This window comes from Georgenia satyanarayanai (genome assembly GCF_900116375.1).
Classification (GTDB): Bacteria; Actinomycetota; Actinomycetes; order Actinomycetales; family Actinomycetaceae; genus Oceanitalea; species Oceanitalea nanhaiensis.
Window position 1 is genome coordinate 1 of sequence record NZ_UETB01000006.1, and the last position, 22479, is coordinate 22479.

The following is a 22479-nucleotide window of genomic DNA, read 5'->3' on the forward strand; positions in this document are numbered from 1 at the left end:
GGTCGTCGCCCCCGACGTGTGGACCTACGGGCCCATCGAGACCTGGCCGATCCCGGGCACCCAGTCCGGCGCCCAGACCTCCGGCGTGGTCGACGTCATCCAGGGCGCTGAGGGCGCCATCGGCTACATCGACGCCTCGCGCGTCGAGGACGGCATGGGCACCGTCGCCGTCGGCGTCGGTGAGGAGTACGTGCCCTTCTCGCCGGAGGCCGCCGCCTCCGTCATCGACGCCTCCCCGGCCGCCGAGGGCGCGACCGACCTGCGCCTGACGATCGACCTGGCCCGGGACACGACCGAGTCGGGCACCTACCCGATCGTCCTCGTCTCCTACTCGATCGCCTGCTCGACCTACGAGAACGAGGCGGACGCCGCCAACGTCAAGGCGTACTTCGAGTACGTCGCCAGCCCCGAGGGGCAGGAGCGGGCCGCCCAGCCCGACGTCGCCGGCTCCGCGCCGATCTCCGACGACCTGCGCGAGCGGGTCACCGCCGCCCTCGAGCAGATCACGGTTGCCGGCTGACCGGCTAACCTGACGGGCGGGCCGGTGCAGTGACGCCGGCCCGCCCGACGCACGTCCGCACGCCGTCCGATTCTCGGAGGACACGTGGCAACCGCCGCACCGCCCCAGACCCCGCCTGGCTCCCCCCCGGCCCTTCGCGCCGGGCGGACCCCCGGCAAGCTGGGCAACCGGCTCTTCGCCGGCATCTCCACGGGCGCCGGCCTGGTGATTCTCGTCATCCTCGCCGCCGTCGCGATCTTCCTCTTCGTGCGCGCCTGGCCGGCCCTCGTCGCCTCCCGCGACGAGCTCGCCGAGGTCGGCTTCATGCAGGGCCGCAACCTGTGGGAGTACGTCGCGCCGCTCCTGTTCGGCACGGTCCTCTCCTCGGTCATCGCGCTCGTCGTCGCGGTCCCGCTGAGCGTGGGGATCGCGCTGTTCATCTCCCACTACGCCCCCCGCCGCCTCGCGCAGGGACTGGGCTACCTCGTCGACCTCCTCGCCGCGATCCCCTCGGTCATCTTCGGCCTGTGGGGCATCCAGTGGCTGCAGCCGGTCATCGACCCGCTCTTCGCGTGGCTCTCGGAGCACCTGGGCTGGATCCCGCTGTTCGCGGACTACCAGGCGCCGGCCCGCAACATCCTCACCGCCGGGCTCGTCCTCGCCGTCATGATCCTGCCGATCATCACCGCGACGATCCGTGAGGTGTTCCTCCAGACCCCGCGGCTGCACGAGGAGGCCTCCCTCGCCCTGGGGGCCACCCGCTGGGAGATGGTCCGGCAGGCCGTGCTGCCCTTCGGGCGCTCGGGCATCATCTCCGCGGCCATGCTCGGCATGGGCCGCGCGCTGGGAGAGACGATGGCGGTGCTCATGGTGCTCTCGCCCGGCTTCCTCATCAACCTCAACCTCCTGCAGCCCGGCCAGCACCAGTCGATCGCAGCGAACATCGCCAGCCAGTTCCCCGAGGCCTCCGGGACCGGCGTCGACGTCCTCATCGCCACCGGCCTCATCCTCTTCGTCCTCACCTTCGGCGTGAACCTCCTCGCGCGGTGGGTCATCGCGCGCCGCGCCGAGTTCTCGGGAGCCAACTGATGACGACGACGCCCGTCGCCCTGCACCAGACCCGCCGGCTGCCCGCGTGGGCGCCGTGGGCCGTCCTCGCGGTCTCCCTCGCCGTCGCCGCCGCGATCCTCGGGATCGGCGGCACCCCGACCGTCGCCGGCGTCGTCTTCCTCGGCGCGATCGTCCACGTCATCGCCGTCGTCGCGGTGTCCTGGCAGGTCGAGGGGACACGCTGGGCCAAGGACCGCCTCGCCACGACGCTCGTGACCCTCGCCTTCGTGCTCGCCATGGTCCCGCTCGTGTCCCTCATCTGGACGGTGGTGAGCGGCGGCGTCCGGGCGTTCAGCTGGGAGTTCCTCACCACCGACATGGTCGGGATCTTCGGGCAGATGACCGAGGGAGGCGCCTACCACGCGATCATCGGCACGCTGTACGTCACGGGCATCGCCGCCGTCATCTCCATCCCGCTCGGCATCTTCACCGCGATCTACCTCGTCGAGTACGGCGCCGGCCGCGTCAAGCGGGCCATCACGATCCTCGTCGACGTCATGACCGGCATCCCCTCGATCGTCGCCGGACTGTTCGCCTTCACGGTCTTCCTCGTGCTCTTCGGGCCGGCGTACAAGTCGGCCCTCATCGGCGGCATCGCCCTCGCCGTCCTCATGACGCCCGTCGTCGTGCGCTCGGTGGAGGAGATGCTCCGGCTCGTGCCCAACGAGCTGCGCGAGGCCTCCTACGCCCTCGGCGTGCCGAAGTGGCTGACCATCGTCAAGGTCGTCCTGCGCACCGCGATCGCCGGCATCACCACCGGCGTGATGATCTCCATCGCCCGCGTCATCGGTGAGACGGCCCCGCTGCTCATCACCGTCGGCATCACCAACGCCGTCAACTACGACGCCTTCGACGGCCGCATCGCCACCCTGCCCGTGTACGTCTTCCGCCAGTACGCACAGGGCGGCGCCAGTGAGTACCGTGCCTGGGCCGGGGCGCTCACCCTCATCATCATCGTCATGCTGCTCAACCTCGTCGCCCGCCTGGTGAGCAGGTACTTCTCGCCCAAGGGAGTCCGCTGATGCGCGACCCGCACCGACGTCTCCTGCCCGCACGACCCTCAAGGACCACGCATGTCTAAGCGCATCGACGTCAAGGACCTCAACGTCTTCTACGGGGACTTCCTCGCCGTCCAGGACGTCAACATGGTCATCGAGCCCCGCGCCGTGACCGCGCTCATCGGCCCCTCCGGCTGTGGCAAGTCGACCTTCCTGCGGACCCTGAACCGCATGCACGAGGTCATCCCCGGTGCCCGCGTCGAGGGGCACGCGCTCATGGACGGCCAGGACCTCTACGGCGACGACGTCGACCCGGTGGAGGTCCGCCGGCAGGTGGGCATGGTCTTCCAGCGACCCAACCCCTTCCCGACGATGTCTATCGCCGACAACGTCCTCGCCGGGGTCAAGCTCAACAACAAGCGGATGAGCAAGAGCGACCAGGAGGCGCTGGTGGAGCGGGCGCTGCGTGGTGCCAACCTCTGGGAGGAGGTCAAGGACCGCCTCGACCGGCCGGGCTCCTCGATCTCCGGCGGCCAGCAGCAGCGCCTGTGCATCGCCCGCGCCATCGCGGTGCAGCCGCAGGTGCTCCTCATGGACGAGCCCTGCTCGGCGCTCGACCCGATCTCCACGCTCGCGATCGAGGACCTCATCGCCGAGCTGAAGTCCGAGTACACGATCGTCATCGTCACCCACAACATGCAGCAGGCCGCCCGCGTCTCGGACACGACCGGCTTCTTCAACATCGCCGGGACCGGCAAGCCCGGCCGCCTCATCGAGATGGACGCCACCGAGCAGATGTTCGCCGCCCCGAAGAACAAGGCGACCGAGGACTACATCTCCGGCCGCTTCGGCTGAGCAGTCCACCGGCTGCGACGTCCCGCGACGCGAACGCCCCCGGGAGCCTCGGCTCCCGGGGGCGTCCTCGTGGCGGCGTCAGATCTTGGAGCCCTCGAGGGACTCGGTCAGCGGCTCGTCGGAGACGACGATGCACAGCGTGGTGCGGTCGTCGGCGTCGTTCCAGCTCTGCTCGGAGGGGTAGAGCATGGTGAAGGGCAGCGCGGACTCCTCGTAGGGCAGCCCGATGAACTCCTCGAACTCCGCGAGGCAGGTCTCCTGGGACTCCGCCTGGACGGTGTCCACGCCCGGGTAGTCGTCGCCGGAGAAGACGTGCTCACCGAAGATCTCGGCGTCGTGCTCCTCGGTGCACTCGACGGCAGCCGCCGAGCTGACCTCCTCGCCCTCCAGGTCACTCTGGTTGAGGCAGTCACCGACCTCGAGGTCGAGCACGGAGTCGGCCGTGCACCCGGCAGCTCCCACCAGCGCGAGGGTGGCGGCAACGGCGAGGACGGGACGGCGCAGGGACATGGTGTTCTACCTCCGGGTGAACGAGACGAGGGGGGTGGCGGGACGGCCGGGGGCGGCCGAAGTCCCGGAACACCCTAGCGAACCCTGCGACCGGCCCAGCGACGGGCGGGAGGTGAGGCGACGCCGGGCCGCGAAGCGCCAGTCGGCGCGAAGGCCGCTCGTGGCGGCTTGTGTTGGAGCCCGGGGCATTCGCGACCCGACGTCTGCGTCCATCGTAGGGCAGGGAGCCCGGCGCGTCCTGTCAGTCGACGGTCGGGCGCAGGACGAAGCGGTACCCCACGTTGCGCACCGTCCCGATGAGCTGGTCGTGCTCCGCGCCGAGCTTGGCCCGCAGCCGCCGCACGTGGACGTCGACGGTCCGCGTGCCGCCGTAGTAGTCGTAGCCCCACACCTCGTCGAGGAGCTGCGCCCGCGTGAAGACCCGCCCCGGGTGCTGCGCCAGGTGCCGCAGCAGCTCGAACTCCTTGTAGGTGAGGTTGAGCGCCTGACCGCGCACCCGCGCCGAGTAGGCGGCGGTGTCGATGACGAGCTCGCCGGCCTCGAGGACGTCCCCCGCCGGCTCCGCTGCCGCGACCTGGCTGCCGAGGAGCCGCAGGCGTGCCTCCAGCTCCGCCGGCCCGGCCGTCGAGAGCACGATGTCGCTGCACCCCCATGCCGGGGTGACGGCGGCGAGCCCGCCCTCGGTGAGGACGAGCAGCAGCGGGATCTGCAGCCCGGTGCTGCGCGCGAGCTGGCACACCGACCGGGCCGCCGCGAGCTCCTGGCGGCCGTCGACGACGAGGACGTCGGCATCTGCTGGGTCGACGAGCGAGTCCGCGGCGAGCGGCACCGCCGCGACCCGGTGGTCGAGCAGGGCGAGCGAGGGCAGCACGGAGGCCGCACCGGTCGGCTCACGTGTCAGGACGACAAGAGTGGCCATCGCACCCCTTCCTGGTCGGGGACACACTAGTGGGAACCGGGGTGCCGCCGACGTCACTGCTCGATCTGCCAGACTCGGAGGGTGCCCGCCCACCCCGTCCTCCTGCAGCGACTCACCCCCGTCGGGGCCGGGTCGTGATGGGCAGCTCGACCCGTGGGGTCGCCACCGCCGCCCTCGCCGCCGTCCTCGCGCTCAGCGGGATGTGGCACTGGCCGCTCCTCGTCGTCGTCGGCCTCACCACCCTTCTCGTGGCCGCCGGGTGGCCCCGGCTCGCCGGTCTGCCGGTGACGACGGGGCCCGGCATCGTCATCGCCGCCACGGGTGTGGCGGCGCTCGCCGTCGTCGCGGGCACCGGGTCCGTCGACGGTGTGGCCGTCGTGCTCGGGCTGGCGGTCGCGGGCAGCTTCCTCCAGGAGATGCTGCGGCGGGACGGTCGCCCGCGGCTCGTGGAGTCCGTGGCCGCCACGGTGACCGGCTGCGTCGTCGCCGGCTCCGCGGCGATGTGGCCGGCGCTCGGGGACGCCCGGCCGGCCGCCGCCGTCGTCGTCACCGCCGCGGCCGCGCTCGCCGCCGGGGCGGCCTGCACGGCCCTGCCGCTGGGCCCCCGGCTCGTCCCGGGGCTCGCCACCGTCGTCGCGGGCGGCGCCGGTCTGCTCGCCGGCGCGCTCCTGCCCGACGTCGGCCCGCTCGTGGGAGGGGCGAGCGGACTCGTCGCCGGGGTGCTCACCTCGGTCGTCCACCTCGTCCTCGGCCGCTTCCCGGCCTCCACCCGCCCGCTGCCCGCCCTCGCGGCCGCCGCGCTGCCCCCGATGCTCGCCGGTGCGCCGACCTTCATGCTCGGCAGCCTGCTGCTCGCCTGAGGGCGCGGACGAGCCGCCCGCGGCCGACCGCGTAGCATCGGGGCATGGCCACCTTCACTCTTCCCGAGGGCCTGGCCCCGGAGGTCTACCCGCTCGCCTGGCTCGTCGGATCCTGGCGCGGCTACGGCGTCATGGCCTACCCGGGTGTGCCAGAGCAGCCCCTCGTCCACGAGATGACCTTCGACCACGACGGCGGTCCCTACCTGCGCTGCACGAGCACGCTGTGGGCGGTGGACCCGGAGCACTCCTCGTCCGTCTCGCAGGAGATGCCCGGTGCCGTCGGCGCCGACCTGCTGGCCAAGGCCGAGGTGTGGGCCACCGAGACGGCCTACTGGCGGGCCACGCCGGCGGCGCAGGAGCCGGGCGACGGCGAGCAGGGCTCGGGCCAGCGCAGCACCGACATCGAGGTGCTCGTGGCGCAGCCCACCGGGCACGTCGTCGTCTACGTCGGCACCGTGCGCCCGGCCCGGATCGACATCGTCAGCGACGCCGTCGTGCGCACGGCCAGCGCCCCGGACGTCGCCGCGAGCAGCCGCATGTACGGGCTCGTCCAGGGTGAGCTGCTGTGGGTCGAGGAGCTCGCCGCCTTCGGTCACGAGCTGCAGTCCTACGCCTCCGGGCGGCTGAGCCGACAGGAGCAGGCATGACCAGCCCGCTGCTCTCCCGGCCCGGGGCCGTCGCCGGCGGCGGACCGGACGCCGGCGTCGCCCTCCACTACGGCCACCCCGCCCAGGAGCAGCGCGCCCTCGAGCGCGGCCTGGGCCTCGTCGACCTGTCCCAGCTCGGTGTCGTCACGGTCTCCGGCCCCGACAGGCTGAGCTGGCTCAACACGCTGAGCACACAGCTGCTCCTCGACCTCGCCCCGGGCCGGTCCGGTGAGCTGCTCCTCCTCGACCCCCACGGCCGCATCGAGCACGCCGCCGCCGTGGCCGACGACGGCGAGCGGGCCTGGCTCGTCACCGAGGGCGACCACGCGGCACCGCTCGTCGCGTTCCTCGAGCGGATGCGGTTCATGCTGCGCGTGGAGGTCACCGACGTCACCGAGCACACCGCCGTCCTCGGCACGTGCGGTGACGGGTGGCAGGCCGTCGCGGCGGGCCCCGGGCACGTGCTCACCTGGCACGACCCGTGGCCGACGACGGCGCCCGGCGGCACCAGCTACGGACCGCCCGACGACGAGCACCCCGGCCGGCACCTGCGCCGCTCCCTCGGTCTGGTCGACCGCGCCCGCCTGGGCGACGTCGTCGACGCCTCGGGGCTGCGGCTCGCCGGCACGTGGGCCTGGGAGGCGCTGCGGGTGGAGGCCTGGCGCCCCCGCCTCGGCCGGGAGGTCGACGAGCGCGCGATCCCGCACGAGCTCGACTGGCTGCGCACCGGCGTCCACCTCGACAAGGGCTGCTACCGCGGCCAGGAGACCGTCGCGCGCGTGTTCAACCTGGGACGGCCCCCGCGCCGCCTGGTCATGCTCCACCTCGACGGCTCGGACCACCTGACGCCGGAGCCCGGCGCCCGGGTGCTGCACGGGGACAGGGACGTCGGTCTCGTGACGAGCGTCGTGCGGCACGCCGAGCTCGGGCCCCTCGCTCTCGCGCTCGTCAAGCGCTCGCTGCCGGCCGACGCCGAGCTCGTCGTCGACGGCATCGCCGCGGCCCAGGAGGTCATCGTCCCGGTGACCGGTGAGGCCGCGGGGCGCCCGGCCGGGCGCCCGGGCCAGGAGCTGCGCCGGCGGCCGCGCGCCTGAGCCCATGAGCGGAGCCGAGGGACGCGAGGACCGCCTCGACCTGCGCCGACTGCTGGTCCTCGTGCGGCAGCGGCTGCGCGGCGGACGTCGCCGGGTGCGGGCCGCCGCCCTGCCCGTGGTCATCGCGGCGGTCGCCGCGGGCCTCTCGTGGGCGGTGGCGCACTACTGGCTCGGGCACGCCCAGCCGTTCTTCGCGCCCATCGCCGCCTGGGTGTGCCTGGGCTTCAGCGCGGACCGGGAGGTGCGGAAGGTCGCCGAGCTGGCGCTCGGGGTGGCGCTCGGCGTCGCGCTCGGGGAGCTCGTCGCCTACGTCTTCAACACCGGCGTTCTCCAGATCATGCTCGTCATCGTCGTCGGCGCCCTGCTCGCGCGGTTCGTCGACCGTGGCCCGATGCTCACCATCCAGGCCGGCGTCCAGGGCATCGTCATCGTCGCGCTGCCGGTCGCCGCCATCGACGGGCCGACGGGCCGGTGGACCGACGCGCTCGTCGGCGGCTCCTTCGCCCTGCTCGTCGCGATCCTCACCCCGCAGGACGCCCGCCGCCGCGCGCGGCAGCTCGCCGCCGCCAGCCTCTCCGACCTCTCGCACCTGCTCGGCACCCTCGGCAAAGGGCTGCGGGCGGGGGACCCCGAGCTGATGCGTGACGCCCTGGCCCTGGGGCGCAGCACCCAGGGCACCCTCGACGACTGGGCCTCGGTCGTGCGCAACGCCCTCCAGTCGGCGCGGATCTCCCCAGCGGCGCGCCGCTACCTCCCCGAGCTGGCCCGTCTCGAGCGGGCCAGCACCCTCGCCGACCGGGCCATGCGCAACGCGCGGGTCATCGCCCGCCGCGGCCTGGCCGCCGTCGAGCAGGGCGCTCAGGACGACCGGGTGAGCGAGGCCCTCGAGGGGCTCGCCGTCGGCGCCCTCCGCCTGGGTGAGGCGCTCGGCAGCGGTGGGAGCACCGCGGACGCCGCCCAGGTGCTCACCCTCGTCACCGGCGAGCTCGACCCGGACGACGTCGAGGACCCGGGCTGGCACCTGCAGACGCTGGTGATCCTCATGCGCTCCCTCACCAGCGACCTCCTCCAGGCCTCGGGGCTGAGCGCTGCCGAGGCCAGCCACCTCCTCGCCCGCTAGGGCTGCGGGCGAGGCTGGGTCTCGTAGACTCGCGCGGTGGGAATCATCGGCAGTCTGCAGTTCTACCTCTTCCTCGCCCTCGCCCTCGCGGCCTTCGCCGTCGAGGTGTGGGCGCTCGCGCACTGCCTGCGCCAGCCCGCCCAGGCCTTCGCCTACGCGGGCAAGCGGACGAAGAACTTCTGGCTGCTCGTGCTCGTGGTCAACGTCGCGCTCGGCTTCGTGGCGCTGCCGCCCTTCGGGCCGCTCTCGGGCAGCTTCCTCTCGATCATCCTCGTCATCCCCGCCGCGATCTACCTCACCGACGTCAAGCCCGCGGTCAGCGGCTACGGCCGCGGACGGCGCGGCGGGGGCGGTTGATGAGGACGGTCCTGCAGCGGGTCGACGGCGCGTCGGTCCACGTCGACGGCGAGCAGGTCGGTGGCTTCACCGGGCCGGGCCTCGTCGCGCTCGTCGGCGTCACGCACGACGACGGACCGGAGCAGGTCGCGCGCACCGCCCGGAAGGTCGCCGAGCTGCGGATCCTGCGCGAGGAGCGCTCGGTGCTCGACGACGGCGCGCCCGTCCTCGTCGTCTCCCAGTTCACCCTCCACGCCGACGTCCGCAAGGGCCGCCGTCCGTCATGGAACGCCGCCGCCCCGGCCGAGGTGGCCGAGCCGGTGGTCGACGCCGTCGTCGCCGCCCTGCGCGAGCGCGGGGTGCGCGTCGAGACCGGTCGCTTCGGCGCCGACATGCGTGTGTCCCTGGTCAACGACGGCCCGGTGACGATCGTCCTCGACGTCTGACCGTCGCGTCAGGGCGCCGAGAGGGCGTCGGCGAAGGCGGCGAGCACGTCATCGCCCAGCAGCACGAACCGCACCAGCTCGACGCCGCCGCTCCATCCGCGCACCGCGTCGACCGCCACGCGCGCGACCTCGGCGGCGTCCCAGCCGTAGACCCCGGCGCCCACCGCGGGGAAGGCCACCCTCCGCGCGCCGACGGCGTCGGCGACGTCGAGGGCGCTGGTGAAGCAGGAGGCGAGCAGGGCCGGGTCGGTCTCCCCGCGGTGCCGGTTCGGCCCCACGGTGTGGATGACCCACGGGGCCGGCAGATCGTAGCCGGCGGTCGGCACGGCCCGGCCGACCGGCAGGCCGTCGGGCAGCTCGGTGCGCCGCAGCTCCATGCACTCCTCGAGCAGCCGCGGCCCGGCGGCCCGGTGGATCGCGCCGTCGACCCCGCCCCCGCCCAGGAGGGAGGAGTTCGCGGCGTTGACGACGGCGTCGACGTCCTGGGTGGTGATGTCGCCCTGCACGGCCTCGATACGCATGGCGACCATGGTGCCGCAGCGGGGCCCACAGGCGCGGGCGCCTGTGGAGGAGGACGATGGAGTCACGCCCCTGGCGAACACGGGCAGGTTCGCGCGAGGCCCGCCGTTAGCATCGATGAACGCTGCCCGGCTGGGAGCACCCGGCCACGCCGCCTCGAAGGAGCCCTGATGTTCGAGAGATTTACCGACCGAGCCCGTCGGGTGATCGTCCTTGCCCAGGAAGAGGCACGGATGCTCAACCACAACTACATCGGGACCGAGCACATCCTGCTCGGCCTCATCCACGAGGGCGAGGGCGTCGCCGCCAAGGCGCTGGAGTCGCTCGACATCTCCCTCGAGGGCGTGCGGCAGCAGGTCACCGAGATCATCGGTGAGGGCCAGCAGGCCCCCGGCGGCCACATCCCCTTCACGCCGCGCGCGAAGAAGGTCCTGGAGCTCTCGCTGCGCGAGGCCCTCCAGCTGGGCCACAACTACATCGGTACCGAGCACATCCTCCTCGGCCTCATCCGCGAGGGTGAGGGTGTGGCGGCGCAGGTGCTCAACAAGCTGGGCGCCGACCTCAACCGCGTGCGCCAGCAGGTCATCCAGCTGCTGTCCGGCTACCAGGGCAAGGAGGCCGTCGCGGCCGGCGGCCCCGCCGAGGGCCAGCCCTCCGGCTCCGCCGTGCTCGACCAGTTCGGCCGCAACCTCACCCAGGCCGCCCGCGAGGGCAAGCTCGACCCGGTCATCGGACGCGAGCAGCCCATCGAGCGGGTCATGCAGGTGCTCTCGCGCCGCACGAAGAACAACCCCGTCCTCATCGGCGAGCCCGGTGTCGGCAAGACCGCCGTCGTCGAGGGCCTGGCCCAGGCGATCGTGCGCGGGGACGTGCCCGAGACCCTGCGCGACAAGCAGCTCTACACCCTGGACCTCGGCTCGCTCGTCGCCGGCTCCCGCTACCGCGGTGACTTCGAGGAGCGCCTGAAGAAGGTCCTCAAGGAGATCCGCACCCGCGGTGACATCGTCCTGTTCATCGACGAGATCCACACCCTCGTCGGTGCGGGTGCGGCCGAGGGCGCGATCGACGCCGCGAGCATCCTCAAGCCGATGCTCGCCCGCGGTGAGCTGCAGACCATCGGCGCCACGACGCTGGACGAGTACCGCAAGCACATCGAGAAGGACGCCGCCCTCGAGCGCCGCTTCCAGCCGATCCTCGTGGACGAGCCCTCCGTGGCCCACACCATCGAGATCCTCAAGGGTCTGCGTGACCGGTACGAGGCGCACCACCGCGTCTCCATCAACGACGAGGCGCTCATCGCCGCCGCGACGCTGGCCGACCGCTACGTGTCCGACCGCTTCCTCCCGGACAAGGCGATCGACCTCATCGACGAGGCGGGCGCGCGCCTGCGCATCCGCCGGATGACCGCCCCGCCGGAGCTCCGTGAGCTCGACGAGCAGATCTCCGAGGTCCGCCGCGAGAAGGAGTCGGCGATCGACGACCAGGACTTCGAGAAGGCCGCCTCGCTGCGCGACGACGAGAAGCAGCTCTCCGCGCGCCGGGTCGACCGCGAGAAGGCCTGGAAGTCCGGTGACCTGGACACGGTCGCCGAGGTGGACGAGGACCTCATCGCCGAGGTGCTGGCGATGTCGACCGGCATCCCGGTCTTCAAGCTGACCGAGGCCGAGTCCTCCAAGCTGCTCCACATGGAGGAGGAGCTCCACAAGCGGATCATCGGCCAGGAGGCCGCGATCACCGCGCTGTCCCAGGCGATCCGACGCACCCGCGCGGGCCTCAAGGACCCCAAGCGCCCCGGCGGCTCCTTCATCTTCGCCGGCCCCACCGGCGTCGGGAAGACCGAGCTGGCCAAGGCGCTCGCGGAGTTCCTCTTCGGCGACGAGGACGCGCTCATCCAGCTCGACATGAGCGAGTTCTCCGAGAAGCACACCGTCTCCCGGCTCTTCGGCTCGCCCCCCGGCTACGTGGGCTACGAGGAGGGTGGCCAGCTCACCGAGAAGGTGCGCCGCCGTCCGTTCTCCGTCGTCCTGTTCGACGAGGTGGAGAAGGCCCACGCGGACATCTTCAACTCGCTCCTGCAGATCCTCGAGGACGGCCGCCTCACCGACGCCCAGGGCCGGGTGGTGAACTTCAAGAACACCATCATCATCATGACGACGAACCTCGGGACCCGGGACATCGCCAAGGGCGTGCAGACGGGCTTCCAGGCGAGCGGCGAGCTGTCCAACGACTACGAGCGGATGAAGACGAAGGTCAACGAGGAGCTCAAGCAGCACTTCCGGCCCGAGTTCCTCAACCGCGTGGACGACACCATCGTCTTCCCGCAGCTCACGCAGGACCAGATCGTCCAGATCGTCGACCTCATGATCGCCCAGCTCGACGCGCGCATGCGCAACCAGGGCATGGCGATCCGCCTGACCGACGCGGCCAAGGTGCTGCTCGCCGAGCGGGGCTACGACCCCGTCCTGGGCGCCCGGCCGCTGCGCCGCGCGATCCAGCGGGAGATCGAGGACGTCCTGTCCGAGAAGATCCTCTACGGCCAGATCCACACCGGCCAGACCATCGAGGTCGACGCCGCGGGTGAGGGTGTGCTCGGGGAGTTCCTCTTCCGTGGGCTCGACGAGGGCGAGATCGCCACGCCCGAGCCGGTCGCCGTCGGCGGCACGACCACCGTGGAGCAGCGCCAGATGCCCACCGCCCCCCAGGGCGGCGGCGCTGGTGGCGGCGGACAGCTGCAGCCCGGAGCCTGACGAACGGCGCCACGAGGCCCGGCAACCTGCGGGTTGCCGGGCCTTCGTGCGTCCGTGAGCAGGCACTCGGCAGATTCCACCGCCGTAGGCCTCGCACTGTCGCCCCACTGGCGCTATGGTGGGAACTGCTTCGGCATCGGCCGGGGCTTTTTTATCGAGGAGTTTGCATGGCTACTGGCACCGTGAAGTGGTTCAACGGCGAGAAGGGGTTCGGCTTCATTGCTCCCGACGGCGGGGGTGCGGATGTCTTCGTCCACTACTCCGCCATCGCCACGAGCGGCTACCGCTCGCTCGACGAGGACCAGAAGGTCGAGTTCGACACCACTCAGGGCCCCAAGGGCCCCCAGGCGGAGAATGTCCGCCCCCTCTGACGTGAGGTGACCGCGCACCGTCATCACTGACTGCGCACCCCGCCGCAGCCCGCCACCGTCCGACGGTGGCGGGCTGTGGTGCGTCCGGGGCCGTGTCGCAGGTCCCGCCCTCCCCGTGCGCCCTGCCCACGGCGCACCTACGGTGGGTGGTAGAGAGGCCGCCAACCGGTCTCCGCGACGGAAGGAGCTCCTCCATGGGCACTGACGACAAGATCGCGAACTCGACGGAGAAGACCTCGGGCAAGATCAAGGAGGCCGTCGGCGACGCGACCGACAACAGGGACCTCCAGGCCGAGGGTCAGAAGGACCAGAGCACGGGCAGCCTCAAGCAGGCCGCCGAGAACGTCAAGGACGCCTTCAAGTAGAACCGGCTCCTGACGCCCCGCGGGACACCGGTCCCGCGGGGCGTTCGTCTGTCCTGCCCGCGGCCGTGCAAGATCGGGGCGGCAGGGGACACAGGCAGGGTGGTGGCATCCGACGAGAGGGGCGCTGTGCGCGACGACGCGTGGTTCGAGGGGCTCTACCGTGACCACGCGACCGCCGTGTACCGCTACCTCGTGCGCCGCGCGCCGGCCGCGGACGCCGAGGACCTCACGGCCGACGTCCTCGCCACCGCCTGGCGCCGCCGCGAGGACGTCCCGGGCGAGGCCGTCCTGCCCTGGCTCTACCGCACGGCCGGCTACGTCCTCGCCAACCACCGCAGGAAGCTCCTCCCCGTCCCCGTGGACGAGCTTCCCGACGCACGTGACGACGACGGCGACCCCGCCCTGGCGGCGGTCGCCGACGACGACGTCCGTCTCGCGCTGGCGGCCCTGAGCGAGCGTGACCGGCAGATCCTCGTCCTCCACGCGTGGGAGGGGCTGGGCGGCGCCGAGCTGGCGCAGGTGCTCGGCATCTCCCGGGGCGGCGCCGACGCCGCCCTGTCCCGGGCCCGGGCCCGCCTGGCCGCGGCCTGGCCGGACTGACGCCGCCGTCGCCGGCGTCAGCCCAGCCGGGCCAGCGCGAGGGCGACGAGCTCGACCATGTCCGGCTGCGGGTCGGGCAGCTCGTCCACCGGCCACCAGGCGACGTCGAGGGACTCGGCGGACACGGCGTGCGCGGCGCCGGCAGGTGCCGTCGCGACGAAGCGGACGTCCAGGTGCGTCACCCCGCCGCGCGGGTCGCAGAACGGGACGGGGTGCGCGCTGAGCTGGACCGGCACCGGGTCGAGCACGAGAGTGTCGATGCCGGACTCCTCGCGCGCCTCGCGCAGCGCGGCGGCCGCGAGCGTGGGATCGCCGCGCTCGACGTGTCCTCCGAGCTGGAACCACCGCTGCGCCTTGCGGTGCAAGGTGAGCAGGACTTGGCGGCGGTCGGCCGAGACGACGACGGTGCTCGCCGTCAGGTGGTCGGGGTAGCACTCGCGCAGCACGCCGAGCGGCTGCGCCCGCAGGTGGGCGACGTAGCGCTCACGCAGCTGCTCCTGGCGCGGCGTGGGCGCCTGCCACGGCTCGAGCACGGCGAGGGCGGAGGAGTGCAGGGCGCAGGGCATGGGCACCAGCCTGCCACCGGCGGCGCAAGAACCGGGCGGCTCGCCACACAGGAGGGGTAGGAGCAACCCACCGGAGGTCACCATGGACGAGGACGAGGCAGTCTCCCGGGTGCGCGGCGCCGACCCCGCCGCCGGAGCCGAGCCCGACGGCGGCCGGCTGGCCGCCCTCACCGCTGAGCGGCGCGGCGACGAGCTCGCGGCGCGACGCGCCCGTCCACGGTGGGCGGCGGTGGCCGCCGTCGCCGCCGGCGCGCTCGTCGTCGGCGGCGCCGGGTACGGGATCGGGCGGGCGACGGAGGGCCCGGCGGCGGACACGACGGCGACGGCTCCGGCCGGGCGCACGGCCGTCGGCGAGTCCACCGAGAGCATGTCCTCCGCCGACACGTCCTTCCCCGGCGGCCTCGGCGGGGAGCGGATGACCTTCACCGCCGAGGGCCTGAGCGATGCCGGCGGCACCGCGACGGCCTGGGCCTTCGACGGCGCCGGCACCTTCACCGAGGAGACCGCCGTCCGCGTCGCCGAGGTCCTCGGCGTCGAGGGCGAGCCCCGCCTGGAGGGCGGGTGGAACGTCGGACCGGTCGACGGCAGCGGACCCACGCTCAACGTCGGGCCGGACGCCGCCGTCACGGCCCACTACAACGACCCCGCGCTCTACGAGGGCCTCGAGGACGTCCCACCCGCCGAGATGCCGACGGACGACGGCCCCGCCGAGGGCGGGGACGCCGCCGCGAGCGGGGACGGGGACGCCGCGACGTCCGTCGTCGAGCCGCGCCCCGCGGTCGGTGCGCCCGGGCCGGGCGAGGAGCCGAGCGCCGTCGCACCGCAGGGGACGGCGCCGGACGGGCCGGCCGGGGTGCTGTACGAGACGCTCGCCGCGCTCGGGCTGGACCCCGAGGCGGCCGAGTACGTCGAGCAGGAGTCCTGGGCCGGGGCGACGAGCGTCGTCGCCCACCACGTCGTCGGCGGGATGCCGAGCGGCCACAGCTGGTACGCCGACGTCGTCGACGGTGAGGTCCTGTCCTTCTCCGGCCCGCTCGCGCCCGTCGTCGAGCTCGGCGAGTACGACGTCGTCAGCCCCGCGGAGGCCGTCGAGCGGCTCGCCGACCCGCGCTTCGGCGGCAGCGAGGTGTGGTCCGGGGACGTCTCGATCATGCCGGCGCCCGAGCCGGACGGGCGCAGCTGGGACGACCCGCCCCCTCCGCCGCCCGCGGCCGGGGCACCGCTCCCGTGGGCCGTCACCGACGTGACGATCACGACGGCGGAGCCCGGCCTGATCGAGCACTGGACCGACGAGGGGGGCAGCCTCCTGCTGCCGGCCTACGAGCTGAGCGACGCCGAGGGACGCACCTGGCGGGTCCTGGCCGTGGCCGACCACGAGCTGGCGTCCTAGGACGTCACGAAGGGCGTCGTCCCGGCCGGTTGGAGGGCCGGCCGGGGCGGTGCCGGTCAGTCGGTGCGCTCGTCGACGAGGTCGGCGTACTCCGGGTGCTCGTCGATCCACGCGGCCATGAAGGAGCAGTCCGGCACCACCCTCAGGCCCTGGGCGCGGGCGGCCTCCACGGCGGCGCTCGCCAGCGCCGAGCCCACCCCCTGCCCCTCGGCGGACGGCTCGACGACCGTGTGCGTGAGGACGAGGACGCCGGTGTCGCGCTCGTAGACGGCGACGCCGAGGAGGTCCTCGCCCGCCGTCGCCTCGTAGCGGTGCCGTGCGGGCACGTCCGTGACGGTGATCTCGGGCATGCCTCAGGGTCGCAGGGGCCCGGTCCGGTCGCACGCGGGAACCCTCGGTGGATGGGGCCGGGCCTCGCTAGAGTGGACGTACGTCCGCGGTGCCGGGGAACCGCGGGGGACCACCGGAGGCGATGATGCCGAAGTACGTGTACCGCTTCAGCGAAGGCGGGATGGACCAGAAGGACCTGCTCGGTGGCAAGGGGGCGAACCTGGCCGAGATGAGCAGGCTGGGCCTGCCCGTGCCGCCGGGCTTCACGATCACCACCGAGGCCTGCCGTGCGTACATGCGTGACGGGCACGTCCCGCCGGACCTGCGGGTGGAGGTGACCCTCGCGCTGCGGGAGATGGAGGACACGCTCGGACGCAGCCTCGGGGACTTCCACGAGCCGCTCCTCGTCTCTGTGCGCTCGGGCGCCAAGTTCTCCATGCCCGGGATGATGGAGACCGTCCTCAACGTCGGGCTCAACGACGCCTCGGTGCAGGGCCTGACCGCCGTCACCGGTGATGAGCGCTTCGCCTGGGACTCCTACCGGCGGCTCCTGCAGATGTTCGGCAGGACGGTGCTCGACATCGACGGCGAGCTCTTCTCCGGCGCCCTGGAGGACCTCAAGACCGAGCGCGGCGTGCGGGACGACACCGAGCTGTCCGCCGAGGACCTGCGTGGGCTGGTCGCGACGTACAAGGCGGTCGTCCGTGAGCAGTCCGGGGCGGACTTCCCGCAGCACCCGCGCCAGCAGCTCGACATGGCGATCGAGGCGGTGCTCCGCTCGTGGAACACCGACCGGGCCGTGCTCTACCGCCGCCAGGAGGGCATCCCCAACGACCTCGGCACGGCGGTCAACGTCCAGGCGATGGTCTTCGGCAACCTCGGGCCCACCTCCGGCACCGGTGTGTGCTTCACCCGCGACCCCTCCACGGGCCACTCCGGCGTCTACGGCGACTACCTGCCCAACGCGCAGGGAGAGGACGTCGTCGCCGGGATCCGCAACACCGTGCCGCTCGCCGAGCTCGAGTCGCTCGACGCCGCGGCCTACGCCGAGCTGCGCCAGGCCATGCGCCGGCTGGAGACCCACTACCGGGACCTGTGCGACATCGAGTTCACCATCGAGGACGGCACGCTGTGGCTGCTGCAGACCCGGGTGGGCAAACGGACCGCCGCCGCGGCCTTCCGGGTGGCGACCCAGCTCGTCGACGAGGACCTCATCACCATGGACGAGGCCATCGCCCGGGTCACCGGTGCCCAGCTGGGCAAGCTGCTCTTCCCGCAGTTCGACACGGAGGCGGACACCGAGCTCCTCACCACGGGGATGGCTGCCTCCCCGGGTGCGGCGGTGGGGGAGATCGTCTTCGACAACGCCCAGGCGGTCGAGCGCAGCGAGGCTGGGGCGAAGGTGGTCCTCGTGCGCCGCGAGACGAACCCCGACGACCTGCAGGGGATGATGGTCGCCGCCGGGATCCTCACCGCCCGCGGCGGCAAGACCTCCCACGCGGCCGTCGTTGCGCGCGGGATGGGGACCTGCGCCGTCGTCGGGGCCGACGAGCTCGACGTCGACGCCGCCCGCCGCGAGCTGCGCGTGGGGGGCCGCACCCTGCACGCCGGTGACACCATCGCCATCGACGGCACCTCGGGCCGCGTCTACCTCGGTGAGGTGCCCGTCGTCGACTCCCCGGCCATGACCTACATCGCCGAGGGGCTGGACGCCGGGCGGGCCGCCGCCCCGGACGAGGAGACCCGCGAGCTCGTCGAGGCCGTCCACCGCATCCTCAGCCACGCCGACGCCGCCCGGAGCCTGCACGTGCGCGCCAACGCGGACACCGCCGAGGACGCCCGCCGAGCCCGCGAGCGCGGCGCGGAGGGCATCGGCCTGTGCCGCACCGAGCACATGTTCCTCGGGGAGCGGCGCGAGCTCGTCGAGCGCGTCATCCTCGCCGCGGACGACGACGAGCGGGACGCCGCGCTGGAGGCGCTGCTGCCGCTCCAGCGCGAGGACTTCGTCGAGATCCTGCGGGCGATGGACGGACTGCCGGCGACGATCCGGCTCATCGACCCGCCGCTGCACGAGTTCCTCCCCGACCTCACCGAGCTCTCCGTGGAGGTGGCGCTCGCGGCCGAGCGAGGGGAGAACGACGAACGGCGCGAGCGGCTGCTCACGGCCGTCCGCAGGATGCACGAGTCCAACCCGATGCTCGGGCTGCGCGGCGTGCGCCTGGGCCTCGTCGTCCCCGGGCTCTTCGCCCTGCAGGTCCGGGCCGTCGCCCAGGCCACCGCGCGGCTCCGCGGCGAGGGCGCGGACCCGCGCCCGGAGATCATGGTCCCGCTCGTCGGCTCGGTGCGGGAGCTGCAGCTCGTGCGCCAGGAGGCCGAGCGGGTGCTCGCCGAGGAGGGCCGCGCCGCGGACATGCTCCTCGACCTGCCGATCGGCTGCATGATCGAGCTGCCCCGCGCCGCGCTGACGGCCCACCGGATCGCGGAGCAGGCGGACTTCTTCTCCTTCGGCACCAACGACCTCACCCAGACGACGTGGGGCTTCTCCCGCGACGACGTCGAGGCGGCGTTCTTCTCCCGCTACCTCGCCAACGGGGTGCTGCGCATCTCCCCGTTCGAGACGATCGACGGCGAGGGCGTGGGCCCGCTCGTGCGGGCCGGGGTGGCCGGGGGCCGGGCGACGAAGCCGCACATGCACATCGGGGTGTGCGGCGAGCACGGCGGCGACCCGGAGTCCATCCACTTCTTCCACGACGCCGGGCTCGACTACGTCTCCTGCTCGCCGTACCGGGTGCCGGTCGCACGGCTCGAGGCGGGGCGCGCGGCGGTCATGGCGGGGCAGGACGCGACGGCGTAGTGCGGACAGGACCGTTGCGGGTGCCGCCCGAGCCGGGGCACGCTGCGACAACGACACGAGAGGGGAAGGTCGACATGCGCCCTGTGCTGCGCACCCCGGACCGAGGCATCGAGGGAGGACGGCGATGACCGGAGGCCCCCTCGACACGGACCTCGAGTGGGTCCGCAGCGGCTCGGACTACTTCGCCCGGCAGCTCGCGGGACTCGGCGAGGAGGACCTCGCCGGGGACAGCCTGCTCCCCGCCTGGACCCGCGGGGCCGTCGTCGCCCACGTCGCGTCCAACGCCGAGGCGCTGCGCCGGCTGTGCCACTGGGCCCGGACCGGGGAGGAGACGCCGATGTACCCGTCGGAGGAGGCCCGGGACGCGGAGATCGCCCGCGGTGCCGCGCTGCCGCTCGGCGAGCTGCGTCGGCTCTACGCCGAGAGCCGCGACGCGCTCGACGGTGACTGGCGCGGCCTCCCGGCCGAGGCGTGGGAGGCCGAGGTCCGCACCCGGCAGGGGCGGCGCCTGCGTGCCCGGGAGACCGTGTGGATGCGCGCCCGCGAGGTGTGGATCCACGGCGTCGACCTCGCCGCCGGCGGCTCGTTCCGCGACGTCCCGCCCGCCGTCGTCGACCGGCTCACCACCGACGTGCTCGAGGGCTGGGAAGCCCGGGGTGAGGCGGTCGACATGGTCCTCCACCCCACCGACCGCGACCGGCCGACGAGCGTCGGCTCTCCCGGTCCCACGATCTCCGGGAGCGCGGCCGACCTCGCCCAGTGGCTCACCGGGCGGGGCGGCGCCGGGCTGAAGTCCTCGACGGGGGAGCTGCCCGCGCTGCCGCGCTGGCTGTGACGGCCAGCGAGCGGCTCGGTCGCCGCAACCCGTGACGCGGGACGGCCCGACAGGGGAGAGTATGACCATGCCCGAGCTCGTCACCCACGACGTTCGCGTCCACCCGAGCGCCGCGAACCTCCCGCGCGAGGAGCAGCTCGCCTGGAAGATCGCCGAGCTCGCCACCGATCCGGTCCCCGTCCCCGACGACGTCACCGAGATGATCGTCAACCGGGTCATCGACAACGCCGCGGTCGCGACGGCGTCGCTCACCCGGGCCCCCGTCGTCGCCGCCCGCGCGCAGGCGCTCGCCCACCCCTACCGGCCGGGCGCCACGGTCGTCGGCTGCCCCACCGAGGAGCGGGTGAGCCCCGAGTGGGCGGCGTGGGCCAACGGCGTGGCGGTCCGGGAGCTCGACTACCACGACACCTTCCTCGCGGCCGACTACTCCCACCCGGCCGACAACATCCCGCCCCTCCTCGCCGTCGCGCAGCACACGGCCGCGCGGCGCGGGCTCACCGGGGCCGACGTCGTCCGCGGCCTGGCCACCGCCTACGAGGTGCAGGTCGACCTCGTCCGCGCGATCAGCCTGCACCAGCACAAGATCGACCACGTCGCCCACCTCGGGCCGTCCGCCGCCGCCGGGCTCGGCACGCTCCTCGGCCTCGACGCCGAGACGATCTTCCACGCCGTCGGCCAGGCGCTGCACACGACGACGGCGACGCGGCAGTCCCGCAAGGGCGAGATCTCCACGTGGAAGGCGTACGCGCCCGCCTTCGCCGGCAAGGTGGCGGTCGAGGCGGTCGACCGCGCCATGCGCGGCCAGACCTCGCCCACCCCCGTCTACGAGGGGGAGGACGGCGTCATCGCCCGGCTGCTCGACGGCCCGGACGCCCACTACGCGGTGCCGCTGCCGGCCCCCGGAGCACCGAAGCGGGCGGTCCTGGACACCTACACCAAGGAGCACTCCGCGGAGTACCAGTCCCAGGCGCTCATCGACCTCGCCCGCCGGCTCCACCGGGAGCGGCCCGAGCTGCGCGACCCGGCGAACGTCGAGGCGATCGTCATCCACACCTCCCACCACACCCACCACGTCATCGGCTCCGGCGCGAACGACCCGCAGAAGTACGACCCGGCCGCGTCCCGCGAGACCCTCGACCACTCGATCCCCTACATCTTCGCCGTCGCCCTCCAGGACGGGACGTGGCACCACGTCGAGTCCTACCGCCCCGAGCGGGTCGCCCGCCCGGACACCGTGGAGCTGTGGCGCAGGGTGACCACGGCCGAGGACCCCGGGTGGACCCGTCGCTACCACTCGCCCGACCCGGCGGAGAAGGCCTTCGGCGGACGCGTCGAGATCCGCCTCGCCGACGGCACCCGGGTGGTCGAGGAGATCGCCGTCGCCGATGCCCACCCGCTCGGTGCGCGTCCCTTCGGCCGCGAGCAGTACGTCGGGAAGTTCCGCACCCTGGCCGAGGGGGTGCTCGAGCCCGCCGAGGTCGAGCGCTTCCTCGACGTCGCGCAGCGGCTGCCCGGGCTCACCGCCGAGGAGCTCGGCGGGCTCACCGTCACCGCCCCGCCCGCGCTGCTCGCGTCCGTCACCGCACCCGAGGGGATCTTCTGATGCTCCACGCGACCACCCCGGCCCACGAGAAGCGCGCCGCCCTGCGGCGGCGCCTCGCGGGGGAGGACCTCCTCGAGCTGCCCGGGGCCTTCAACCCGCTCTCGGCCCGGCTCATCGAGGAGCGCGGCTTCGACGGCGTCTACATCTCCGGCGCCGTCCTCTCCGCGGACCTCGGCCTGCCCGACATCGGGCTGACGACGCTGAGCGAGGTCGCCGCGCGCAGCGGCCAGATCGCCCGCGTCACCGAGCTGCCCGCACTCGTCGACGCCGACACCGGCTTCGGCGAGCCGATGAACGTCGCCCGCTCGGTCCAGGTGCTCGAGGACGCCGGGGTAGCCGGTCTGCACATCGAGGACCAGGTCAACCCCAAGCGGTGCGGCCATCTCGACGGCAAGCAGGTGGTCGAGGAGGGGACGGCGCTGCGCCGCATCCGGGCCGCCGTCGACGCCCGCCGCGACCCCGGCCTGCTCGTCGTCGCGCGCACCGACGTCCGCGCCGTCGACGGCCTGGACGCCGCCGTCGACCGTGCCCGCGCGCTCGTCGACGCGGGGGCGGACGCCGTCTTCCCCGAGGCCATGGCCAGCCTCGAGGAGTTCGAGGCCGTCGCCTCCGCCGTCGGCGTCCCGGTCCTGGCCAACATGACCGAGTTCGGCAAGTCCGAGCTCTTCACCACCGCCCAGCTCGCCGCGGCGGGGGTGCGGATGGTCATCTACCCCGTCTCCCTGCTCCGCCTCGCCATGGGCGCGGCGGAGCGCGGGCTCGACACGCTGCGCCGCGACGGCTCGCTGCGCGAGGAGGTCCCCGCGATGCAGACCCGCGCCCGGCTCTACGAGCTGCTCGACTACTCCTCCTACACGCACTTCGACGCCGACGTCTACAACTTCCGACTCTGAACGCCGCAAGGG

The 22479-nt window shown here is 73.3% G+C and carries 24 protein-coding genes; 19 read left to right on the forward strand and 5 right to left on the reverse strand.

What is annotated here, in order from left to right; all coding sequences use genetic code 11:
* The 4 genes from DSZ44_RS09535 to pstB form a co-directional block, all read left to right on the forward strand.
* A partial coding sequence (locus DSZ44_RS09535; protein WP_181424594.1) for a substrate-binding domain-containing protein occupies nt 1–520 on the forward strand: 520 nt, incomplete at its 5' end.
* A gap of 84 nt (nt 521–604) precedes the next feature.
* Nucleotides 605–1588, forward strand: coding sequence for a phosphate ABC transporter permease subunit PstC (pstC, locus tag DSZ44_RS09540; RefSeq protein WP_110852406.1), 984 nt, complete (start codon nt 605–607; stop codon nt 1586–1588).
* Nucleotides 1588–2631, forward strand: a complete 1044-nt coding sequence (gene pstA / locus DSZ44_RS09545; protein ID WP_110852407.1) for a phosphate ABC transporter permease PstA — start codon at nt 1588–1590, stop codon at nt 2629–2631. Before pstC ends, pstA begins: the two co-directional genes overlap by 1 nt.
* Nucleotides 2632–2682: 51 nt before the next feature.
* Nucleotides 2683–3462 carry a phosphate ABC transporter ATP-binding protein PstB gene (gene pstB / locus DSZ44_RS09550; RefSeq protein WP_110852408.1) on the forward strand — a complete coding sequence of 260 codons (780 nt, stop codon included), beginning with the start codon at nt 2683–2685 and terminating at the stop codon, nt 3460–3462.
* Between the two features lie 78 nt (nt 3463–3540).
* On the opposite strand, the gene DSZ44_RS09555 is transcribed toward pstB, so the two are convergent.
* Entirely contained in the window at nt 3541–3972 is a 432-nt protein-coding gene (locus DSZ44_RS09555; protein ID WP_110852409.1) for a septum formation family protein, read from the reverse strand.
* 241 nt (nt 3973–4213) lie between these two features.
* On the reverse strand, nt 4214–4891 hold the full coding sequence (locus DSZ44_RS09560; protein WP_110852410.1) for a winged helix-turn-helix transcriptional regulator: 678 nt from the start codon (nt 4889–4891) through the stop codon (nt 4214–4216).
* A 137-nt stretch (nt 4892–5028) separates the two neighbouring features.
* On the opposite strand from DSZ44_RS09560, the gene DSZ44_RS09565 reads away from it, so the two are divergent.
* The 6 genes from DSZ44_RS09565 to dtd are packed head-to-tail and all read left to right on the forward strand — an operon-like array spanning nt 5029 to nt 9394.
* Nucleotides 5029–5751, forward strand: coding sequence for a hypothetical protein (locus DSZ44_RS09565; RefSeq protein WP_110852411.1), 723 nt, complete (start codon nt 5029–5031; stop codon nt 5749–5751).
* Nucleotides 5752–5795: 44 nt separating this feature from the next.
* Complete coding sequence (locus tag DSZ44_RS09570) at nt 5796–6398, forward strand: heme-binding beta-barrel domain-containing protein (RefSeq protein WP_110852412.1); 603 nt, start codon at nt 5796–5798, stop codon at nt 6396–6398.
* Complete coding sequence (gene ygfZ, locus DSZ44_RS09575) at nt 6395–7492, forward strand: CAF17-like 4Fe-4S cluster assembly/insertion protein YgfZ (RefSeq protein WP_110852413.1); 1098 nt, start codon at nt 6395–6397, stop codon at nt 7490–7492. The genes DSZ44_RS09570 and ygfZ overlap by 4 nt, the downstream gene beginning before the upstream one ends.
* Before the next feature lie 4 nt (nt 7493–7496).
* Entirely contained in the window at nt 7497–8612 is a 1116-nt protein-coding gene (locus tag DSZ44_RS09580; protein WP_110852572.1) for an FUSC family protein, read from the forward strand.
* 36 nt (nt 8613–8648) lie between these two features.
* Nucleotides 8649–8969 (forward strand): DUF2516 family protein, encoded by a 321-nt coding sequence (locus DSZ44_RS09585; RefSeq protein WP_110852414.1) that lies wholly within the window; start codon nt 8649–8651, stop codon nt 8967–8969.
* A complete protein-coding gene (gene dtd, locus DSZ44_RS09590) occupies nt 8969–9394 on the forward strand; it encodes a D-aminoacyl-tRNA deacylase (RefSeq protein ID WP_110852415.1) in 426 nt (141 codons plus the stop codon). The genes DSZ44_RS09585 and dtd overlap by 1 nt, the downstream gene beginning before the upstream one ends.
* 8 nt (nt 9395–9402) lie before the next feature.
* Here dtd and DSZ44_RS09595 read toward each other — a convergent pair whose 3' ends face one another.
* Complete coding sequence (locus tag DSZ44_RS09595) at nt 9403–9915, reverse strand: O-acetyl-ADP-ribose deacetylase (RefSeq protein WP_181424595.1); 513 nt, start codon at nt 9913–9915, stop codon at nt 9403–9405.
* Nucleotides 9916–10083: 168 nt separating this feature from the next.
* On the opposite strand from DSZ44_RS09595, the gene DSZ44_RS09600 reads away from it, so the two are divergent.
* From DSZ44_RS09600 to DSZ44_RS09615, 4 genes are all read left to right on the forward strand, one after another.
* Nucleotides 10084–12660, forward strand: coding sequence for an ATP-dependent Clp protease ATP-binding subunit (locus DSZ44_RS09600; RefSeq protein ID WP_110852417.1), 2577 nt, complete (start codon nt 10084–10086; stop codon nt 12658–12660).
* Nucleotides 12661–12827: 167 nt separating this feature from the next.
* Nucleotides 12828–13031, forward strand: coding sequence for a cold-shock protein (locus DSZ44_RS09605; protein WP_110852418.1), 204 nt, complete (start codon nt 12828–12830; stop codon nt 13029–13031).
* Nucleotides 13032–13225: 194 nt separating this feature from the next.
* Nucleotides 13226–13396, forward strand: coding sequence for a CsbD family protein (locus DSZ44_RS09610; protein ID WP_110852419.1), 171 nt, complete (start codon nt 13226–13228; stop codon nt 13394–13396).
* A 126-nt stretch (nt 13397–13522) separates the two neighbouring features.
* Nucleotides 13523–13996, forward strand: a complete 474-nt coding sequence (locus DSZ44_RS09615; RefSeq protein WP_110852420.1) for an RNA polymerase sigma factor — start codon at nt 13523–13525, stop codon at nt 13994–13996.
* A gap of 17 nt (nt 13997–14013) precedes the next feature.
* Here DSZ44_RS09615 and DSZ44_RS09620 read toward each other — a convergent pair whose 3' ends face one another.
* Complete coding sequence (locus DSZ44_RS09620; RefSeq protein ID WP_110852421.1) at nt 14014–14562, reverse strand: NUDIX hydrolase; 549 nt, start codon at nt 14560–14562, stop codon at nt 14014–14016.
* An 82-nt stretch (nt 14563–14644) separates the two neighbouring features.
* Between DSZ44_RS09620 and DSZ44_RS09625 the strand changes: the two genes are divergently transcribed.
* A complete protein-coding gene (locus tag DSZ44_RS09625) occupies nt 14645–15952 on the forward strand; it encodes a hypothetical protein (protein ID WP_110852422.1) in 1308 nt (435 codons plus the stop codon).
* 56 nt (nt 15953–16008) lie between these two features.
* Here DSZ44_RS09625 and DSZ44_RS09630 read toward each other — a convergent pair whose 3' ends face one another.
* Nucleotides 16009–16302 carry a GNAT family N-acetyltransferase gene (locus tag DSZ44_RS09630; RefSeq protein WP_110852423.1) on the reverse strand — a complete coding sequence of 98 codons (294 nt, stop codon included), beginning with the start codon at nt 16300–16302 and terminating at the stop codon, nt 16009–16011.
* Between the two features lie 125 nt (nt 16303–16427).
* Here DSZ44_RS09630 and ppdK point away from each other — a divergent pair, with 125 nt between their 5' ends.
* The 4 genes from ppdK to prpB all read left to right on the forward strand — a co-directional run bounded on the left by ppdK (nt 16428) and on the right by prpB (nt 22467).
* On the forward strand, nt 16428–19136 hold the full coding sequence (gene ppdK, locus DSZ44_RS09635) for a pyruvate, phosphate dikinase (protein ID WP_110852573.1): 2709 nt from the start codon (nt 16428–16430) through the stop codon (nt 19134–19136).
* A 124-nt stretch (nt 19137–19260) separates the two neighbouring features.
* Nucleotides 19261–19971, forward strand: coding sequence for a maleylpyruvate isomerase family mycothiol-dependent enzyme (locus tag DSZ44_RS09640; RefSeq protein ID WP_110852424.1), 711 nt, complete (start codon nt 19261–19263; stop codon nt 19969–19971).
* Nucleotides 19972–20038: 67 nt separating this feature from the next.
* Nucleotides 20039–21574: an MmgE/PrpD family protein gene (locus tag DSZ44_RS09645; RefSeq protein ID WP_110852574.1), complete on the forward strand. Its 1536-nt coding sequence runs from the start codon at nt 20039–20041 to the stop codon at nt 21572–21574.
* Entirely contained in the window at nt 21574–22467 is an 894-nt protein-coding gene (gene prpB, locus DSZ44_RS09650; protein ID WP_110852425.1) for a methylisocitrate lyase, read from the forward strand. Before DSZ44_RS09645 ends, prpB begins: the two co-directional genes overlap by 1 nt.
* Nucleotides 22468–22479 lie beyond the last annotated feature (12 nt).

Excerpts from the sequence above, each read along its gene's own strand:
- DSZ44_RS09630 (WP_110852423.1), bottom strand. The coding sequence starts at position 16,302 with ATGCCCGAGATCACCGTCACGGACGTGCCCGCACGGCACCGCTACGAG.
- DSZ44_RS09560 (WP_110852410.1), bottom strand. The coding sequence starts at position 4,891 with ATGGCCACTCTTGTCGTCCTGACACGTGAGCCGACCGGTGCGGCCTCC.
- DSZ44_RS09595 (WP_181424595.1), bottom strand. The coding sequence starts at position 9,915 with ATGCGTATCGAGGCCGTGCAGGGCGACATCACCACCCAGGACGTCGAC.
- prpB (WP_110852425.1), top strand. The coding sequence starts at position 21,574 with ATGCTCCACGCGACCACCCCGGCCCACGAGAAGCGCGCCGCCCTGCGG.
- DSZ44_RS09600 (WP_110852417.1), top strand. The coding sequence starts at position 10,084 with ATGTTCGAGAGATTTACCGACCGAGCCCGTCGGGTGATCGTCCTTGCC.
- pstB (WP_110852408.1), top strand. The coding sequence starts at position 2,683 with ATGTCTAAGCGCATCGACGTCAAGGACCTCAACGTCTTCTACGGGGAC.
- DSZ44_RS09620 (WP_110852421.1), bottom strand. The coding sequence starts at position 14,562 with ATGCCCTGCGCCCTGCACTCCTCCGCCCTCGCCGTGCTCGAGCCGTGG.
- ppdK (WP_110852573.1), top strand. The coding sequence starts at position 16,428 with ATGCCGAAGTACGTGTACCGCTTCAGCGAAGGCGGGATGGACCAGAAG.
- DSZ44_RS09555 (WP_110852409.1), bottom strand. The coding sequence starts at position 3,972 with ATGTCCCTGCGCCGTCCCGTCCTCGCCGTTGCCGCCACCCTCGCGCTG.
- DSZ44_RS09645 (WP_110852574.1), top strand. The coding sequence starts at position 20,039 with ATGCCCGAGCTCGTCACCCACGACGTTCGCGTCCACCCGAGCGCCGCG.
- DSZ44_RS09570 (WP_110852412.1), top strand. The coding sequence starts at position 5,796 with ATGGCCACCTTCACTCTTCCCGAGGGCCTGGCCCCGGAGGTCTACCCG.
- dtd (WP_110852415.1), top strand. The coding sequence starts at position 8,969 with ATGAGGACGGTCCTGCAGCGGGTCGACGGCGCGTCGGTCCACGTCGAC.
- pstA (WP_110852407.1), top strand. The coding sequence starts at position 1,588 with ATGACGACGACGCCCGTCGCCCTGCACCAGACCCGCCGGCTGCCCGCG.
- DSZ44_RS09625 (WP_110852422.1), top strand. The coding sequence starts at position 14,645 with ATGGACGAGGACGAGGCAGTCTCCCGGGTGCGCGGCGCCGACCCCGCC.
- DSZ44_RS09565 (WP_110852411.1), top strand. The coding sequence starts at position 5,029 with ATGGGCAGCTCGACCCGTGGGGTCGCCACCGCCGCCCTCGCCGCCGTC.
- DSZ44_RS09605 (WP_110852418.1), top strand. The coding sequence starts at position 12,828 with ATGGCTACTGGCACCGTGAAGTGGTTCAACGGCGAGAAGGGGTTCGGC.
- DSZ44_RS09640 (WP_110852424.1), top strand. The coding sequence starts at position 19,261 with ATGACCGGAGGCCCCCTCGACACGGACCTCGAGTGGGTCCGCAGCGGC.
- DSZ44_RS09580 (WP_110852572.1), top strand. The coding sequence starts at position 7,497 with ATGAGCGGAGCCGAGGGACGCGAGGACCGCCTCGACCTGCGCCGACTG.
- ygfZ (WP_110852413.1), top strand. The coding sequence starts at position 6,395 with ATGACCAGCCCGCTGCTCTCCCGGCCCGGGGCCGTCGCCGGCGGCGGA.
- DSZ44_RS09610 (WP_110852419.1), top strand. The coding sequence starts at position 13,226 with ATGGGCACTGACGACAAGATCGCGAACTCGACGGAGAAGACCTCGGGC.